The sequence below is a fragment of the Bacillus subtilis subsp. subtilis str. 168 genome (genome assembly GCF_000009045.1).
Lineage (GTDB): Bacteria > Bacillota > Bacilli > Bacillales > Bacillaceae > Bacillus > Bacillus subtilis.
The window spans coordinates 290,094-306,438 of sequence record NC_000964.3; the positions used below are offsets into that span (position 1 = coordinate 290,094).

At 44.1% G+C, this 16,345-nt stretch carries 17 protein-coding genes; 10 read left to right on the forward strand and 7 right to left on the reverse strand.

The window, feature by feature from the left end; translation table 11 throughout:
- Positions 1 to 38: 38 nt before the first annotated feature.
- Complete coding sequence (gene lmrA / locus BSU_02680) at positions 39 to 605, reverse strand: transcriptional repressor of lmrAB and yxaGH operons (flavonoid and antibiotic resistance) (RefSeq protein ID NP_388150.1); 567 nt, start codon at positions 603 to 605, stop codon at positions 39 to 41.
- A gap of 216 nt (positions 606 to 821) precedes the next feature.
- On the opposite strand from lmrA, the gene ansZ reads away from it, so the two are divergent.
- Positions 822 to 1,949: an L-asparaginase 2 (putative lipoprotein) gene (gene ansZ / locus BSU_02690; protein ID NP_388151.1), complete on the forward strand. Its 1,128-nt coding sequence runs from the start codon at positions 822 to 824 to the stop codon at positions 1,947 to 1,949.
- Positions 1,950 to 2,111: 162 nt separating this feature from the next.
- A complete protein-coding gene (gene estA / locus BSU_02700; RefSeq protein ID NP_388152.1) occupies positions 2,112 to 2,750 on the forward strand; it encodes a secreted alkaliphilic lipase in 639 nt (212 codons plus the stop codon).
- A gap of 37 nt (positions 2,751 to 2,787) precedes the next feature.
- On the opposite strand, the gene yczC is transcribed toward estA, so the two are convergent.
- Positions 2,788 to 3,171: a putative integral membrane protein of unknown function gene (gene yczC / locus BSU_02710; protein NP_388153.1), complete on the reverse strand. Its 384-nt coding sequence runs from the start codon at positions 3,169 to 3,171 to the stop codon at positions 2,788 to 2,790.
- A 234-nt stretch (positions 3,172 to 3,405) separates the two neighbouring features.
- On the opposite strand from yczC, the gene yccF reads away from it, so the two are divergent.
- Complete coding sequence (gene yccF / locus BSU_02720) at positions 3,406 to 4,482, forward strand: hypothetical protein (protein ID NP_388154.1); 1,077 nt, start codon at positions 3,406 to 3,408, stop codon at positions 4,480 to 4,482.
- 39 nt (positions 4,483 to 4,521) lie between these two features.
- Here the strand turns inward: yccF and natK are convergent, their stop codons facing one another.
- Entirely contained in the window at positions 4,522 to 5,478 is a 957-nt protein-coding gene (gene natK, locus BSU_02730) for a two-component sensor histidine kinase [NatR] (protein ID NP_388155.1), read from the reverse strand.
- A gap of 12 nt (positions 5,479 to 5,490) precedes the next feature.
- Positions 5,491 to 6,192 carry a two-component response regulator [NatK] gene (gene natR / locus BSU_02740; RefSeq protein ID NP_388156.1) on the reverse strand — a complete coding sequence of 234 codons (702 nt, stop codon included), beginning with the start codon at positions 6,190 to 6,192 and terminating at the stop codon, positions 5,491 to 5,493.
- A 143-nt stretch (positions 6,193 to 6,335) separates the two neighbouring features.
- Here natR and natA point away from each other — a divergent pair, with 143 nt between their 5' ends.
- From natA to yccK, 3 genes are all read left to right on the forward strand, one after another.
- Positions 6,336 to 7,076 carry a Na+ ABC efflux transporter (ATP-binding protein) gene (natA, locus tag BSU_02750; protein ID NP_388157.1) on the forward strand — a complete coding sequence of 247 codons (741 nt, stop codon included), beginning with the start codon at positions 6,336 to 6,338 and terminating at the stop codon, positions 7,074 to 7,076.
- Entirely contained in the window at positions 7,077 to 8,237 is a 1,161-nt protein-coding gene (gene natB / locus BSU_02760; protein NP_388158.1) for a Na+ ABC efflux transporter (permease), read from the forward strand.
- Positions 8,238 to 8,372: 135 nt separating this feature from the next.
- Positions 8,373 to 9,305 carry a putative ion channel associated aldo-keto reductase gene (gene yccK / locus BSU_02770; RefSeq protein ID NP_388159.1) on the forward strand — a complete coding sequence of 311 codons (933 nt, stop codon included), beginning with the start codon at positions 8,373 to 8,375 and terminating at the stop codon, positions 9,303 to 9,305.
- 39 nt (positions 9,306 to 9,344) lie between these two features.
- Here the strand turns inward: yccK and ycdA are convergent, their stop codons facing one another.
- Entirely contained in the window at positions 9,345 to 10,409 is a 1,065-nt protein-coding gene (ycdA, locus tag BSU_02780) for a lipoprotein involved in swarming behaviour (protein ID NP_388160.1), read from the reverse strand.
- A 22-nt stretch (positions 10,410 to 10,431) separates the two neighbouring features.
- Positions 10,432 to 10,563 carry a hypothetical protein gene (locus tag BSU_02785; RefSeq protein YP_009513941.1) on the reverse strand — a complete coding sequence of 44 codons (132 nt, stop codon included), beginning with the start codon at positions 10,561 to 10,563 and terminating at the stop codon, positions 10,432 to 10,434.
- Positions 10,564 to 10,736: 173 nt separating this feature from the next.
- On the opposite strand from BSU_02785, the gene ycdB reads away from it, so the two are divergent.
- Together ycdB and ycdC are read left to right on the forward strand one after the other, a co-directional pair.
- On the forward strand, positions 10,737 to 12,155 hold the full coding sequence (ycdB, locus tag BSU_02790) for a hypothetical protein (protein NP_388161.1): 1,419 nt from the start codon (positions 10,737 to 10,739) through the stop codon (positions 12,153 to 12,155).
- 186 nt (positions 12,156 to 12,341) lie between these two features.
- Positions 12,342 to 13,703, forward strand: coding sequence for a hypothetical protein (ycdC, locus tag BSU_02800; protein ID NP_388162.1), 1,362 nt, complete (start codon positions 12,342 to 12,344; stop codon positions 13,701 to 13,703).
- Between the two features lie 7 nt (positions 13,704 to 13,710).
- Here ycdC and cwlK read toward each other — a convergent pair whose 3' ends face one another.
- Complete coding sequence (cwlK, locus tag BSU_02810) at positions 13,711 to 14,214, reverse strand: murein L,D:-endopeptidase (protein NP_388163.1); 504 nt, start codon at positions 14,212 to 14,214, stop codon at positions 13,711 to 13,713.
- Positions 14,215 to 14,336: 122 nt separating this feature from the next.
- On the opposite strand from cwlK, the gene rapJ reads away from it, so the two are divergent.
- Complete coding sequence (gene rapJ, locus BSU_02820) at positions 14,337 to 15,458, forward strand: response regulator aspartate phosphatase (RefSeq protein ID NP_388164.1); 1,122 nt, start codon at positions 14,337 to 14,339, stop codon at positions 15,456 to 15,458.
- Positions 15,459 to 15,564: 106 nt separating this feature from the next.
- Positions 15,565 to 16,341, forward strand: coding sequence for a putative oxidoreductase (gene ycdF, locus BSU_02830; RefSeq protein NP_388165.1), 777 nt, complete (start codon positions 15,565 to 15,567; stop codon positions 16,339 to 16,341).
- The last annotated feature ends 4 nt before the right edge of the window (positions 16,342 to 16,345 follow it).

Here is a 16,345-nt window from a genome sequence, read left to right on the forward strand (position 1 = left end):
TCCCCTCTCTATCAACTGCATGTAGTATGTCGTTTTTTTTATCTCTTCAGCAGGTCAGGAATGCAGCTGGAGATATGAAGGAGCGGCGTACTGTTTTTTGCCGTCAAAGATAAAAGGATGCCGCCTTCAATCATCGCGTTAACCACAGTGCTGGCTTCTTTTGCACGGCTCTCGCTGCAGCCAGTCTGCCGCAGTTTTTCCTCATACACAGAGGCCCATTCTTTGTAGGCTTCATGACAGGCTTCGCGCAACGGTTCGCTTTTCAATGACGTCTCAGCCGCTAGCAAGCCCACAGGCAAGCCTTCAATGTCTTCCGTACATGAAAACTGGCAGGAGAGCTCCTTCAAAAAGGCTTGAATGCCTTCCGCTGGATCGGTGCAGGCTTCCATGCAGTCCGCGATTTTCTGACGGATATACTCCTTCATCTCATTCACGGCTTCGATCGCAAGCTGTTCTTTACCCCCGGGAAAGTGGTAGTAAAGAGAGCCTTTAGGCGCGCCGCTTTCCTTTATAATCTGGTTCAGCCCCGTGCCGTAATACCCTTGCAGCTGAAAAAGCCGGGTAGCTGCCGAAAGGATTTTCTCACGGGAATCTCCATAACTCATAACATTCCCACCTTACTGAATTGCAATCAAAAATATAGTGACTGGTCTATTATCTTGATTCAATCATCAATTGTCAAGAAAAATTCATTGTATGAAAAGACAAAAAAAGAAGGATATGACAACAAAAAATACTGAGAGAAAAGCTGACTGATCTTTTGACTGAATAGATAAAATGTACAATGATTAATCATCATATGGATGTAAGGAGAGAAATAGATGAAAAAACAACGAATGCTCGTACTTTTTACCGCACTATTGTTTGTTTTTACCGGATGTTCACATTCTCCTGAAACAAAAGAATCCCCGAAAGAAAAAGCTCAGACACAAAAAGTCTCTTCGGCTTCTGCCTCTGAAAAAAAGGATCTGCCAAACATTAGAATTTTAGCGACAGGAGGCACGATAGCTGGTGCCGATCAATCGAAAACCTCAACAACTGAATATAAAGCAGGTGTTGTCGGCGTTGAATCACTGATCGAGGCAGTTCCAGAAATGAAGGACATTGCAAACGTCAGCGGCGAGCAGATTGTTAACGTCGGCAGCACAAATATTGATAATAAAATATTGCTGAAGCTGGCGAAACGCATCAACCACTTGCTCGCTTCAGATGATGTAGACGGAATCGTCGTGACTCATGGAACAGATACATTGGAGGAAACCGCTTATTTTTTGAATCTTACCGTGAAAAGTGATAAACCGGTTGTTATTGTCGGTTCGATGAGACCTTCCACAGCCATCAGCGCTGATGGGCCTTCTAACCTGTACAATGCAGTGAAAGTGGCAGGTGCCCCTGAGGCAAAAGGGAAAGGGACGCTTGTTGTTCTTAACGACCGGATTGCCTCAGCCCGATATGTCACCAAAACAAACACAACTACAACAGATACATTTAAATCAGAAGAAATGGGCTTCGTCGGAACAATTGCAGATGATATCTATTTTAATAATGAGATTACCCGTAAGCATACGAAGGACACGGATTTCTCGGTTTCTAATCTTGATGAGCTGCCGCAGGTTGACATTATCTATGGATACCAAAATGACGGAAGCTACCTGTTTGACGCTGCTGTAAAAGCCGGAGCAAAGGGGATTGTATTTGCCGGTTCTGGGAACGGGTCTTTATCTGATGCAGCCGAAAAAGGGGCGGACAGCGCAGTCAAAAAAGGCGTTACAGTGGTGCGCTCTACCCGCACGGGAAATGGTGTCGTCACACCAAACCAAGACTATGCGGAAAAGGACTTGCTGGCATCGAACTCTTTAAACCCCCAAAAAGCACGGATGTTGCTGATGCTTGCGCTTACCAAAACAAATGATCCTCAAAAAATCCAAGCTTATTTCAATGAGTATTGAAGAAAAGAAGGCGAATAAGCCTTCTTTTTTTTGGCTTTTTAGGACCAATAATGACCTCTGAATCTTAAAATTTCTTTAAAAATAAGCCAAAATTACCCTTTACTTAATTAATTTGGTAACGTAATATAATTGGAGAATTTGTTACAAAAAAAGGAGGATATTATGAAATTTGTAAAAAGAAGGATCATTGCACTTGTAACAATTTTGATGCTGTCTGTTACATCGCTGTTTGCGTTGCAGCCGTCAGCAAAAGCCGCTGAACACAATCCAGTCGTTATGGTTCACGGTATTGGAGGGGCATCATTCAATTTTGCGGGAATTAAGAGCTATCTCGTATCTCAGGGCTGGTCGCGGGACAAGCTGTATGCAGTTGATTTTTGGGACAAGACAGGCACAAATTATAACAATGGACCGGTATTATCACGATTTGTGCAAAAGGTTTTAGATGAAACGGGTGCGAAAAAAGTGGATATTGTCGCTCACAGCATGGGGGGCGCGAACACACTTTACTACATAAAAAATCTGGACGGCGGAAATAAAGTTGCAAACGTCGTGACGCTTGGCGGCGCGAACCGTTTGACGACAGGCAAGGCGCTTCCGGGAACAGATCCAAATCAAAAGATTTTATACACATCCATTTACAGCAGTGCCGATATGATTGTCATGAATTACTTATCAAGATTAGATGGTGCTAGAAACGTTCAAATCCATGGCGTTGGACACATCGGCCTTCTGTACAGCAGCCAAGTCAACAGCCTGATTAAAGAAGGGCTGAACGGCGGGGGCCAGAATACGAATTAATGAAAAACAAAACCTTGAAGAATGCTATTCTTCAAGGTTATTCTGCTTTCAGCACAATGGTTTTCGCAGCCATATCATGAACGGTTTGTTTTTTCTTCGTAAATGCGGCAGTCAAATAGATCAGGCGGGAGAACACATGCACCCACGCTATCAGGTAACGGACAATGGCTTGCGGGAAGGATATTTTTTTATATGTTTCGTCCCTCACGATTTGCAGCCCGATGATTTTTTTGCCCAGTGTGCCCTTCCAATTTGTCAGCGGCATCAGCAAAGGGTACACAATCAGCATCAATATGGCGACAATAATGACACCGGCGGACCCATCGCCAAACGTAAATCCGGCTGCCAAAATCACTGCTGCGGCAATGATTACATCAAGTAAAAGAGCGCAGGCGCGCAGCATGAAACCAGCTAGTTCCAATAGAAACACTCCTTAAAATGTTAAATAAACACCTAATGATTGTAAAAAAGAAGGGCCTAAAGTGGGAATAGGTGATAAGCCTTAAATCACAAAAGTTGGTGAAAATGTCATAGGTAAATTGGCATAATCAGCCAGCTTATCACATTACCAAATTCTTTTTTAGCCCGAAACCAAGCCCTCAGAAGTTATTTTTGTTAAAATAGAAAAGTTACAACAGAATTCGGAGGGTTTATTGTGGGAAAAGTGAAACGAAATGCCCCTTGCCCATGCGGCAGCGGCAAGAAATATAAAAAATGCTGCGGAAGTAAAGTTGTCGACTTCCCGGCGGAACTAGCGGCAAAAGAAGCGAAACAAATTCAGGAAGACTTAGTGGAGTATGCCTTCACAGTACATAGAGAAAGCATTTCAGGCTTTATCAACCAGCATGATTTTCTTTCTGCTATGGACAGACAGACGAAAGACATCAGCGTATTTAACTTAGGAATCTGGGGAATCTTCTTCCACCCGCTTGCTGGTGAGAAGACAATCTTCGAAGAGTACCTTCAGAAAAAAGGCGATTCGATCACTCGTCCGAAAACGCGTGAGATCGTAGAATCATGGCAGAGCATGACGCCTGCTTTATTGCTGCTGAAGGACCTGAAGGAAGGCATCATTCACTTTGAAGATGTCATTACGGCAAAACAATTCGAAGTGGAAATGGACGCCAGCAATCAAGACCTTCCTCCAGTGGGAAGCCTGATTCTTGGATACCCAATCCACGAAGCGGAAAAAGCAGAATTCTTCATGCAGTTCACGATCTTCCCGGTGAAGAGAACAGAAGCGCTGATCAGCAAGGTGAAGAAATATGCGGATGCCGCTGTGAAGGACGGCAAAACGCCGGAGGACTTCATGAAGCAGGAATTCAACAACGTTCTGTTCGCGTTGTTAGCTGAGAAAGATGAAGAGCCACAAGCAGAGAAAGCGGAAGTAAGCACTGTTGAGTGGGCAAACGACTTGGAGAAAGAAACCGCTGCGGCTATTGAAGAAGGCATGAGCGGGGAAGAGTATCCGACTGAATTGATCCCAGCTGTTATTGACATCTGGAAAACATTCTGCGAGAAAAAATCACCTGTCATCAGAAAGCCGGAAGCTTTTGCGGCGGCAGTTGAATATTATGTAAACGCAATTTCTCTTAACGGCGCGTCCGTTTCCCAGGCTAAACTGGCGAAAAAATACGGCGTTAGCGCATCAACGATTTCCAGCCGTTACAAAGAAATTGAAAGCACGCTGCAAGATGAAGCAGATCGTTTTGCACAAGCGTTATCCTCATAATGGAAAAAACCTTGAAAAGCCAGGCTTTTCAAGGTTTTTTTATTTCTGAAACGGAATTTTGATTTCTAACCGGAAGATGGGGTGGCGGTAGGTAAAATCCAGCCTGCCAAAAGCGCCCTTCACCAGTTTTTGAATGATATATGTGCCCATGCCTTCATGAGCGCCGTTTTTCGTTGAGCGGCCAAACGATTGATAAATTGTATCGAGCACTTTTGGGTCCATCCCGGGAGTGCTGTTTTCACAAGTCAGTACATAAAGCCCGCTGCGCAGTGAAGTCTCCAGTTTAATCTCTGCTTTTTCTCGGGCCTCCGCCGCGCTGTCGAGCGCATTTTCTAATATGTTGCCGACCAAGCTGACCTGATCAGCAGGCGAAAACGGAAGGGAAGAAAGCGGTGTATGCATATGCAGCGAAACACTCACATTCGAGGCGCGGGCTTTTTCTAAAAAATCATAAAGCACCCCTGCAACGTACGCGTTCTCTCCTTTCAAAAAACGGTCATATTGGCTGTATTGATCCGCCCAGTTTTGAATATATGCTTGTGTATCTGCCTTGGGCTGAGCTGATTTGATTGCAGTGATATGTTTCATTGTGTCATGATTCCGGCTTCTGACATCAATCAGCATTTGATTGGCGTGCTGTTCAGCTTGAGTCAGCTTATCAATTTGATCAGAAAGCCTTGCCTGCAAAGCAGACTGTCCGATACGGAGCCCTTCACACCCTGCAAATATCGCGATTACACATAATACCGGCATGATGTCTGTGCCAATCAACACCACTCCCACCGACATCACTTGAATCACCGCAATCCACGCACAAAGCCCTGAGGAACAGTGTTTCCACACCCGCTTCGTATTCCAAATGTACAATCCTGCAGCAGCTGCGCCTAAAGCAGCGGCGAGCCAAGAGGCGGCTGTGCTGTGTGAAAAAGCAGCAGCTCCCTGATAACATATGAAACTAAATAAAATCAGATAAAGACATTGAAAAAGGGTAATCACGTACTAAACTCCTCAAAAATAGTAGTTTTGAAAATAATCAAGCTGCTGCTTAGTGATCATCGCTTTTTTAGACGTTCCCTCAAAGGAAACTGTGAATGAATGCTTGGTATAAGCGGAAAAATGCTTTATGTAATGAATGTTGATAATAAAGGAACGATGCGAACGAAGAAAATCTTTTTCGGGCAGGTCGCCTTTAATATCATTTAATGTTTGATACGTTTGCACCTCTTCGGCGGTTGTCACAATCGTCGTCGAACGTCCCGTCCGTTCTGCGAAAATAATATCCTTCTTTTGCAGGACGTGCATTTCAGACTTTTGCTTTATCAATATACGCCCATTCAAACTCGTTTCCGTTTTCTTTTTCAAGTACCGGTCGAAGGAAGCGGCCAGACGGTCGGCATAGTACGGCTTCATAATATAATCATGGACGTTCAGGTCAAAGGCGTGAACCGCATAACCGCCGTGGCCGGTAACAAAAATCACATCCACATCAAGTGAATGGGATTTGATCAAATCAGCAAGCTCGTAGCCAGACATATGGGGCATCTCGATATCGGCAAGCAGCAGATCAATGTCTCCGTTCTTTACCCGCCTGTAGGCTTCCTTCGCTGAATCGGTGGAAAAGACAATTTCGACGTCCTGCATTCTGGACACGATCGCTTCTAACTTCTCTAAATCTACTCGATAATCATCTACAAGTCCGACTTTTACCATTATCATTCCCCTAGTTACATAGAATCATCTTTATTCTATCCCATTTCACGACATAAAAAGAACTCTTCGCGACAACTTTATCCAACTAATCCAGCTTTTCGTATATAGTCATTACTAGAAATAAAGATAAGGGAGATTGTGACATGATTACACTGACCGATTGCAGCCGCAGGTTTCAGGATAAGAAAAAAGTAGTCAAAGCGGTGCGAGATGTAAGCTTAACAATTGAAAAAGGAGAAGTCGTCGGCATTCTCGGAGAAAACGGTGCCGGCAAAACGACGATGCTGAGAATGATTGCTTCCTTGCTTGAACCATCACAGGGTGTAATCACAGTAGACGGCTTTGACACGGTCAAGCAGCCGGCTGAGGTCAAACAAAGAATCGGTGTCTTATTCGGAGGAGAAACCGGGCTTTACGACAGGATGACCGCTAAAGAAAATCTCCAATACTTCGGCAGGCTGTATGGGCTGAACCGCCACGAGATCAAAGCAAGAATAGAAGATTTATCGAAACGGTTCGGCATGCGCGATTATATGAACCGGAGAGTGGGCGGGTTTTCGAAAGGCATGAGGCAGAAAGTCGCCATTGCCAGAGCGCTGATTCACGATCCGGACATCATTTTATTTGATGAGCCGACAACTGGGCTTGATATTACGTCAAGCAACATCTTCCGCGAATTTATACAGCAGCTGAAAAGAGAACAAAAAACGATTCTTTTCTCCAGCCACATTATGGAGGAAGTGCAGGCGCTCTGTGACAGTGTCATCATGATTCACAGCGGAGAGGTGATTTACCGAGGGGCGCTTGAATCACTATACGAGAGCGAGCGCAGTGAGGATTTGAATTACATCTTTATGTCTAAGCTTGTCAGGGGGATTTCTTAAATGCTGAGCCATATTTATAAAAAAGAAATGATCGACGCTTTACGCGACAGAAAAACGATATTACTCACAATCTTAGTGCCGATGATTATGATGCTTGGACTTGTCTTTTTTTATGAAAGCATGCTGTCCGACAAAGGGGAGCAGTACACGCTGGCTGTCGGCCATTCGCTTCCGCCCGCACTGGAAAGCAAGCTTAATGAGATTGACGAAATCAGCGTAAAAACATTTGCAAAGCCTGAAGAGGCAGTTGATGAAGGAAAAGCAGATGCCTATCTGAACGTCCCGAAAGAGTTCGACTCATATGTCAACAGCATGACACCTTTTAAGGTTGATGTTTACGGCAATTCAATCGATCAAGGGTCGTCAAATGCCATGCAGCTTGTGCAGTCTGCCTTAGATCAGTACAAAAATGAAATTGTGCAGCAACGTTTAACAAATAAGCATATTGATCAATCGGTGATCCAGCCGTTTACAATTCAGCAAAAGGAAGCGGATGAGGAGAAAGGGACTTCCGCTATTATGCTTTCCGCCATTCTGCCCATGCTGATTCTGACTTCCATTGTTTCCGGCGCAATGCCGATCGCTCTTGATATCATGGCCGGTGAAAAGGACCGAAAGTCAATCGAGGCGCTGCTATTAACGCCAGTCAGCAGAAACAAAGTGCTGGTCGGCAAGTGGCTTGCGGTTTCCACTTTTGGCGTGGCTTCAGGTGTATTTGCTTTGGTGTTTTTGATTTTGTCCACCGTGTTATTTACCGAAAATTTAAAAACGGCCTTCCAGCTGGGAGATCATATGTGGAGTGTAATCGGCGCTTCAGCCTTAATCATTGTGCTCTCTGCATTGCTGATATCTGCGATGGAGCTTTTCATCAGCATCATGTCCAGCTCGGTAAAAGAAGCGCAAAGTTATATGTCTCTCGTCGTCTTTCTGCCTGTGTTCCCGATGTTTTTCATCTTCAGCAAGGCACCGAACCAATTTGACTTATCATACTTTCTCATCCCGTTTCTGAACCTGCATGCGTTATTTAAACAGCTTTTATTCGGGATGGTTGACCCGGCTACCATTTTGTCTACGTCAGGAACCATCGCCGTGCTCATCGCCATCTTCTTTTTACTAGCCAGAGCCTGCTTCCTGAAAGACAAATGGGTTCTTCCAAAATAAACTTGCGAAAGGAGAAATACACTTTCTCCTTTTTGTATATCCTGAAAAAAGAAGGAAAATAGAAAAAGGATATCTAATACAAAAAGTGACCCTGCACTATTTTTCATCAAAATTGGTTTCAAAGGAGAAGGAACAATGGATCAAACACGTACACTCGGCAAAACGAAGCTGAAGGTGAAGCGGATCGGATTCGGCGCGAATGCGGTCGGCGGGCATAATCTATTTCCAAATCTAAATGATGAAACAGGGAAGGATTTAGTGCGCACGGCATTGGATGGCGGCGTCAATTTTATCGATACCGCCTTTATATATGGATTGGGGCGATCTGAAGAATTAATCGGCGAAGTCGTACAGGAACGCGGCGTGCGGAATGAGCTCATCATCGCCACCAAAGGAGCTCATAAAGAAGTGGACGGCAGCATTGAATTAGACAATAGCCGGGAGTTTCTTCGCAGCGAGGTGGAGAAGAGCCTGAAGCGGCTGAAAACAGATTACATTGATTTGTATTATGTTCACTTTCCGGATGGAAAAACACCTCTCGCTGAAGTGGCGGGCACTTTGAAAGAGCTGAAGGATGAGGGGAAAATCAAAGCGATCGGCGCTTCGAACCTCGATTATCAGCAATTGCAGGATTTTAATGCTGACGGCTATTTGGAGGTCTTCCAGGCCGAATATTCTCTCATACAGCGTGATGCCGAGAAAGAGCTTCTTCCATACTGTGAAAAACAAGGCATCTCCTTTATTCCTTACTTTCCGCTTGCGTCCGGACTGCTGACAGGAAAATTCACGCAAGACACAGTCTTTGATGATTTCAGAAAGGATAAACCTCAATTTCAGGGTGAAACGTTTATCCACAATCTCAAAAAAGTAGATAAGCTGAAAGCAGTAGCGGAGGAAAAACAAGCGGATACGGCACATGTCGCCTTGGCGTGGCTGTTAACGAGACCGGCGATTGATGCCATTATTCCAGGAGCTAAACGACCGGAGCAATTACAGGATAACCTGAAAACCTTGAACATTGAACTGACCGAAGATGAAGTGAATTTCATCAGCGACATTTTCAAATAAAAAAGGAAATAGCCGTCATGGCTATTTCCTTTTGGTGTTTTATTCTTTGATGAATGCTTCGACTAATTCTGCTGCTCTGTAATCATCCATATCAAGCTGCCATTGGTCGATGTCATTTTTCTTCATTTTCACTTCAACTGTTTTTTCAGATGAAGCAGGTCCAAGCTTTTTGAATTCCTCAGGATAGACTTGAAGCGCGTATTTCACTGCCTCTTCATAGCTGGCACTAGAGTTTTTACTGTAGTAGTCTTTCACTTTGTCTTCGATGCGGTCTGAAAGAGAAGATGCATCTACAGGTTTAACTGTGGCTTCAACAATTGCTTCGTCTTTAGAGATTGAAGTCGTTTTTGCTTGAATGGAAGAGTTTTTGCTTAATCCCTCTTTAATGCCGTTCACGATATTATCAAGCGCTTTGCTGTCCGCATATGTGCTGGAAAGGCCGGAAGCTGAGAGATAACCGTCTTTGGCTGATTCATTAAAATCATTTACAATTTCATTTTTGTTAGCGCCGGTGATTTTTTCGAAATCGGCGTTATCTTTGCCGAAAAGAAGGACATCAACATAAGCTGATAACGCTTTTGCAGAATCTTGGAGCTTATCTGCCGTCGCCAGGATTTTTTTGTCTTTTCCGTCAATTTTAAAAGTAACTGATTTTGGCTTTTTATCACCGTAAGATTCCGGCGTATAGTTAAGCTCGTATTGCTTGCCTTTATCTACAACGAAGAAAAGATTTCCTTCAACGGATTTGTCAGCGTTAATCGTGCTGCCCTGAAGCTTTTCGCTATAGTCTTCAGGGTCTGTGTCAGACATTTTGGTATCACCTTGATACAATGTGAAATCCATACTGTCTACATTCAGCGGGTCTTTTCCTGTGTTTTTCACCGCGACATTGACTTTTAACACAAGCTGGTCATCTGAAGTGGACTTATCATATTTAGACGGAAGTGTGTAAGAGACATCCTTGATTTTGACTTGAGCTATATCTGAGCTTTTTTCTGTTTCTGATTCTTTCTTCTCCGCGCTTGTTTTGCTGCCGGAACAAGCAGCTGTAAACATCATCAGCAGAAGAATTAGGAAAACAGCGTACGTTTTTTTCTGAAACATTCATTTTTCCTCCTCAAATGGTTTAGGAAAGGGGAGTCTTTTGTCTTTGAGAAATGGATCTTTTTGAATGGATTAGCATCATATAACCAAAAAAATCAGTTCTTTTCTCACGGTTTTCACCGGATTTTCTGGAAACTCCGCCCTCCTTTGTCATGAATGGACCTATAAAAAGTTACAACGGAATTAATTTTAAGATTATTAGCTTTTATATTGAATAGGTTCATCATCCTATTTTTGGTGAAAAATGTTCTGGTAAAACTGGTAAACTCAGAAAACTGTGTATTTTAGACTATTACTTTTTGATTAGTTGGAGGGAACTTAAGAAGGATGAAAGGGGCCGCCTTTGTGAAGAAAGAGGGACTGAAACAAAAAGCACTGGAAATCGGCCGGGTGCCGACACACTTAAAACTGGAAATTGAAGATTATGGCGGTGATGATAAAAGAGCTCATTTTTGTTGGGCAGATCCTCAGGATGAGAATACCGGCATTATCGTGGAGCTTGGACCGGACGGAGAGCTGGAATCCCTTTCCCGTGATATTGAGCCTGAAAGCGGAGAAAGGCTGTCTGAGGAGAAACTAGAGGATATCATGCGCCAATTTGTCGAGACTCATCATCCGGGGGCACTCTCTGCCTTTGTTCGTGAAGAAAATGACCGTGCATACGGCGATAAAGTGAGATTTTCATATGTTCAAATGGAGGCTGGGCTTCCTCTCCCCATGAGCGGATTTATGGCTGATGTTTCCTTATCAGGTGAGATTGTTTACTTCCGTTATTACGGCGAAGCGGGCAGCATCATCAAGCCAAAGCGGGTCGCGGATGTTGAAGAGGCACTTGCCTTTATCAAGAAGGACGTGGAGTTCGACCTTTTGTTTGAGGTTCTCCATCGTTCTGTTTACAAAAACGGAGATGATCAGCCGCATTTGGTGTACGAGCCTGAAGGTAGGGCGATTACCGTACCTGCGGATTTGGTTCAAGAAGAACAAGCAGTTGATGATGACGATGATTACAGGGAGCCGGAGAGCTTTCCTCTCCCTTTATTCGAGGGCATCCGCGAAAAGGCCGATCCTGACAGCATGATTGGTATTGAAAATGGGTTTGTCAAAGAGCGGGAAGCGGATTTGGGAGATGGGAGAATTGGAATCGTTTGGCGGAATCCGGATGACCCTGTGTATCAGCCGGCGGATAAAAGCATGGACAGCTGGTTTAAGGGACGGACTCATCAAGTGCTGAAAACCATCTATAACAAAGAAACCGGAAAACTCGAAGGCGTCATGTCATTTATGGAGAAAAAAGGGCCGCTGACAGTAACCTTGGCAGAGTGTGAAAAAATCGCGCTTCGCTTTCTATTTGCTTTATTTCCGAATGCCGATCAATATTTTAGGATCAGATACGACGAAAAAGATGAAGAAGAAAACGCAGTCGCTGGTTTTACGTTTGAAGCGCATTGTCACGGAGTTCCGCTCCGATTTGGGCAGATCAGAATTTGTGTCAGCCGCCAGACAGGGTATATCACCGTTTATATGGGACCGGATATTGACCCAAATAAGCTGGCAACCATTGATCCTGTGCCGGCTATTTCAGTTGAACAAGCCAAGTCTATCTTTTGGCAGCATTTTAAAGTTGAGCTTGGCTGGGAAAGAGAGTACGGGGATGATGAAGAACACAGCTACCGGCTCGTCTATAAGCCGGTGTATCCGCATTTTATCGATGCACATACAGGGGAGCCTGTCTTCAGCATATGGTGAAACAGCCAAAAGTCACGCAATTGCCTCAGATATAGAAGAGAGTATGTGATGAAAGTAACAGAAAGAATCTCAAAAAACAATGACAATAATAGAAAAGGACCTTTCTTCACTTTAAATGAAGAAAGGTCTTTTTATATAATAAACAGGATTCTCTTTGTCGTAGACTCTTTGAAAGGGATGACTTCATTGGTTAATAAACAGCTGAAAAAGAAGGCGCAGGAGATCGGAAATGTACCGACGCATTATGAGCTTGAGATAGAAGATTACGACCAAAAGCAAAAGAAGTACGGGCAGGCATATTTTATCTGGAAGGACCCTAAAGATCCGGAAAAGCACATTACAGTTGAACTTAGAAATGACGGCGCCTTGCTCACCTTTTCAACAACTGTCCACTCCGAGACAGACAAAAAACTTCCAGATGCCGAGCTGAAGCTGACGGCTCTTCAGTTTGCCGCTGCCAATCATCCCGGCACATTTATGAATTTTCATTTTCAAGGCAAGGAAGAAAGGGGGCAGCACATCCGGTTTGTCTATACCAAAATGGAGCTGGGGCTTCCGATTCCCAATTCAGGCTTTTTAATTGATATGACACGAAGCGGTCAGATTGTCCACTTTCTATATTACGGGGAAGGGCATAAAGCCGAAGTTCCGACGGAATTTGTAGCAAAAGAGAAGGTTGTATCCCATTACTTAAACACAATGTCTTTTGAGCTGATGTACGATGTCATTGATGGCGAACAGGAACCAAGGCTTGTATATGAACCGATTCTACCGGGATACAGCTATCCCGCAGATGTAGACGAAATTGTGCCCGACCAGCATATCGCAGATGAAAGAATAGAAAACACGGCGCCACTGCCGCCGCTTCAGAACAAGGAAGAAGTTGATATATTTGCCTTGCTGGGTTTTACCTCTGATATGCAGAAAGTCAGTGAAAGAGACTTTGGAGAACAAATTGGAAGCACGTGGCGCAGGGGCGCTGCGCCGGAGCGTAAGGATTTAAGCATAGGAAGCTATTTTGAAACGAGAAATAAAAATACAATCAAAATGAAGACGGATAAAAGAACCGGAAAATTAAAAGCAGCGCTTTCTTTTATGGACTGGCGGAACAACCTCCAATGCTCCACGGAAGAATGCCAAGAGATAGCGCTTCAATTTTTGTATGCCCTCTATCCGAGAGCGGCTGAGTTTTTCAGGGTGAATCCCGTCCGAATTGATGAAAGAGGGAGAGTCCGCAACCATTTTTCTGTCTGGTATAAAGGAGTGCCGCTGCGGTTCGGCGCTGCCCGCATCATTGTCAATCCGGAAACTGGGTTGATTGACGCTTTTATGGCGCCTGATATTGAACCTGAACAATTGGAAGCGATAAATCACAGGCCGGATGTTTCCGCTGAAGAAGCGAAAGAAGCATTTTTAGCCGCTTTTGATGTGAAACTGGAATGGCAGCCTGATTTTACAGCAGGCAGTGACCAGCACTGCAAACTTGTCTATAAGCCGGTTTACCCTTCCTATATTGATGCGCACATAAGGAAAAAGAAAAGGCTGTGAGGGGTGTCTAGTTAGGAATCATCTCCAAGTGGGGGTAGTCCTTGAATCGTTTCCAATCCCCGCCCCATTCGAAACCGAGTGTCTTAGCGATCTCGACAACCTCCAGCCAATCTGATTTTCCGTTTTGATTGCCGTCATATTCCATATCCCATATGATGCTGCCATCCTTTTTTTGAAGGGCGAAATCAATCGCTAAACCATAGTTATGATACGATTCCCCTCCTCTTGCATAGGTGACAATATTCCCTTTTTTTGTACGTCCCTGTTTATATAATTCATCTTGTTCCTTAAAGGACCTGAATCCTTCAGTAATGACGACGTCAATGCCTTTATTCGCTGCAGCGGCTTTGAGTGCATCGGCATTCTGCTTCACAATCGGATGAAGATCCGAGGGGACAGGCATGTCCTGCAAGGCGTTTTGAGAATGCCATTCATGCCGAATATAACTAAAACAAAGATCTAGAAGAAATAGAATACATAAGATAACAAATGTTTTTGCGGGTAAGTTCATATCGGTCTCACTTTCTCAAGATGTGCTGAATGTTAACGCTTTTAAGTGATTGACTCTCTCTAAAAGCGAACAGCTATGATAAAATATAACATAAATAGTAGCAGGAGGAAGGAGGCAGACCGATGAGAGCAAAGATTCCATCAGAAGAAGTAGCAGTAAAGCTGAATGAATGGTACAAGCTCATTCGCGCATTTGAAGCAGATCAAGCAGAAGCGTTAAAGCAGGAGATTGAATATGATTTAGAAGATATGGAAGAGAATCAGGACTTGCTTTTATATTTTTCTTTGATGGAATTCCGGCATCGAATCATGCTTGATAAGCTGATGCCGGTGAAAGACAGCGATACCAAGCCTCCGTTCTCTGATATGCTGAACGAAATTGAAAGCAATCAGCAAAAACTCACGGGCTTACTGGAATACTACTTTTATTATTTCAGAGGAATGTACGAATTCAAGCAGAAAAATTTCATATTAGCGATTGACCATTATAAACATGCCGAGGAAAAGCTCGAGTATGTCGAGGATGAGATCGAAAAAGCTGAGTTTCTTTTTAAAGTCGCAGAAGTGTATTATCACATCAAACAAACGTATTTTTCCATGAATTATGCGAGCCAGGCGCTTGATATCTATACGAAATATGAACTGTACGGTCGCCGCCGGGTTCAGTGTGAATTTATCATCGCCGGAAATTTGACCGATGTGTATCATCATGAAAAAGCACTGACCCACTTGTGCAGCGCTTTAGAACATGCCAGGCAGCTTGAAGAAGCGTACATGATCGCTGCTGCCTATTATAATGTCGGACACTGTAAGTACAGTCTGGGTGATTACAAAGAAGCGGAGGGCTATTTCAAAACAGCCGCCGCCATTTTTGAGGAGCACAACTTTCAGCAAGCTGTTCAAGCTGTATTTTCACTGACCCATATCTACTGTAAAGAGGGAAAATACGACAAGGCAGTAGAGGCTTATGACCGCGGGATAAAGAGCGCGGCTGAATGGGAGGATGACATGTACTTGACGAAATTCCGCCTCATTCATGAGCTGTATCTTGGAAGCGGCGACCTGAACGTGCTTACAGAATGCTTTGACCTGCTGGAATCCAGGCAGCTTCTTGCTGACGCCGAAGATCTGCTGCATGATACAGCGGAACGTTTCAATCAGTTGGAACATTACGAGTCCGCCGCTTTCTTTTACCGCAGGCTGATGAATATTAAAAAGAAGCTTGCCGAGCAGCGTTTTCAATAGGAAATGGCAGAGAACTACAGGTTCTCTGCTTTTTTTGTGCTGTTTTCAACTCGGAAAAACAGGGTATTTTCCACTGCATAGTGAGAAACAGAGGAGGATATCAAGTATGTACAAAGATTTAACCGGAAAAACAGCGATTGTGACAGGGTCTTCAAAAGGAATCGGGAAAGCCATTGCGGAACGGTTCGGAAAGGAGAAAATGAATGTTGTTGTAAATTACCACAGCGACCCGTCTGGAGCAGATGAAACTCTGGAAATCATTAAGCAGAACGGAGGGAAAGCCGTCTCAGTTGAGGCGGACGTGTCAAAAGAAGAGGGGATTCAGGCGCTCTTGGACACAGCTTTAGAGCATTTCGGCACGCTCGATGTGATGGTAAACAACTCCGGTTTTAACGGCGTTGAGGCGATGCCGCATGAGATGAGTCTTGAAGATTGGCAGAGAGTGATTGATGTCAATGTTACCGGAACCTTTCTGGGAGCGAAAGCAGCACTTAACCACATGATGAAAAACAATATCAAGGGCAATGTGCTGAATATCTCAAGTGTTCATCAGCAGATTCCGCGCCCTGTAAACGTTCAGTATTCCACATCCAAAGGCGGCATCAAGATGATGACGGAAACGCTGGCGCTCAATTATGCGGATAAGGGAATCCGCGTCAATGCGATAGCGCCCGGCACCATTGCCACAGAATCAAATGTTGATACGAAAAAGGAAGAGAGCAGGCAAAAACAATTGAAAAAAATCCCGATGAAAGCCTTCGGAAAGCCTGAAGAAGTGGCGGCAGCAGCAGCTTGGCTCGTATCTGAGGAAGCAAGCTATGTGACCGGCGCAACACTTTTCGTCGACGGCGGAATGACACTTTATCCATCTCAGCTTGAATAGAAGA

Coding starts and splice junctions, on each gene's coding strand:
- estA (NP_388152.1), top strand. CDS start 2,112: ATGAAATTTGTAAAAAGAAGGATCATTGCACTTGTAACAATTTTGATG.
- lmrA (NP_388150.1), bottom strand. CDS start 605: ATGAGTTATGGAGATTCCCGTGAGAAAATCCTTTCGGCAGCTACCCGG.
- ycdF (NP_388165.1), top strand. CDS start 15,565: ATGTACAAAGATTTAACCGGAAAAACAGCGATTGTGACAGGGTCTTCA.
- natB (NP_388158.1), top strand. CDS start 7,077: ATGCTGAGCCATATTTATAAAAAAGAAATGATCGACGCTTTACGCGAC.
- BSU_02785 (YP_009513941.1), bottom strand. CDS start 10,563: ATGACAAAGGAGGGCGGAGTTTCCAGAAAATCCGGTGAAAACCGTGAG.
- rapJ (NP_388164.1), top strand. CDS start 14,337: ATGAGAGCAAAGATTCCATCAGAAGAAGTAGCAGTAAAGCTGAATGAA.
- ansZ (NP_388151.1), top strand. CDS start 822: ATGAAAAAACAACGAATGCTCGTACTTTTTACCGCACTATTGTTTGTT.
- cwlK (NP_388163.1), bottom strand. CDS start 14,214: ATGAACTTACCCGCAAAAACATTTGTTATCTTATGTATTCTATTTCTT.
- ycdB (NP_388161.1), top strand. CDS start 10,737: ATGAAAGGGGCCGCCTTTGTGAAGAAAGAGGGACTGAAACAAAAAGCA.
- natR (NP_388156.1), bottom strand. CDS start 6,192: ATGGTAAAAGTCGGACTTGTAGATGATTATCGAGTAGATTTAGAGAAG.
- ycdA (NP_388160.1), bottom strand. CDS start 10,409: ATGTTTCAGAAAAAAACGTACGCTGTTTTCCTAATTCTTCTGCTGATG.
- yccK (NP_388159.1), top strand. CDS start 8,373: ATGGATCAAACACGTACACTCGGCAAAACGAAGCTGAAGGTGAAGCGG.
- natA (NP_388157.1), top strand. CDS start 6,336: ATGATTACACTGACCGATTGCAGCCGCAGGTTTCAGGATAAGAAAAAA.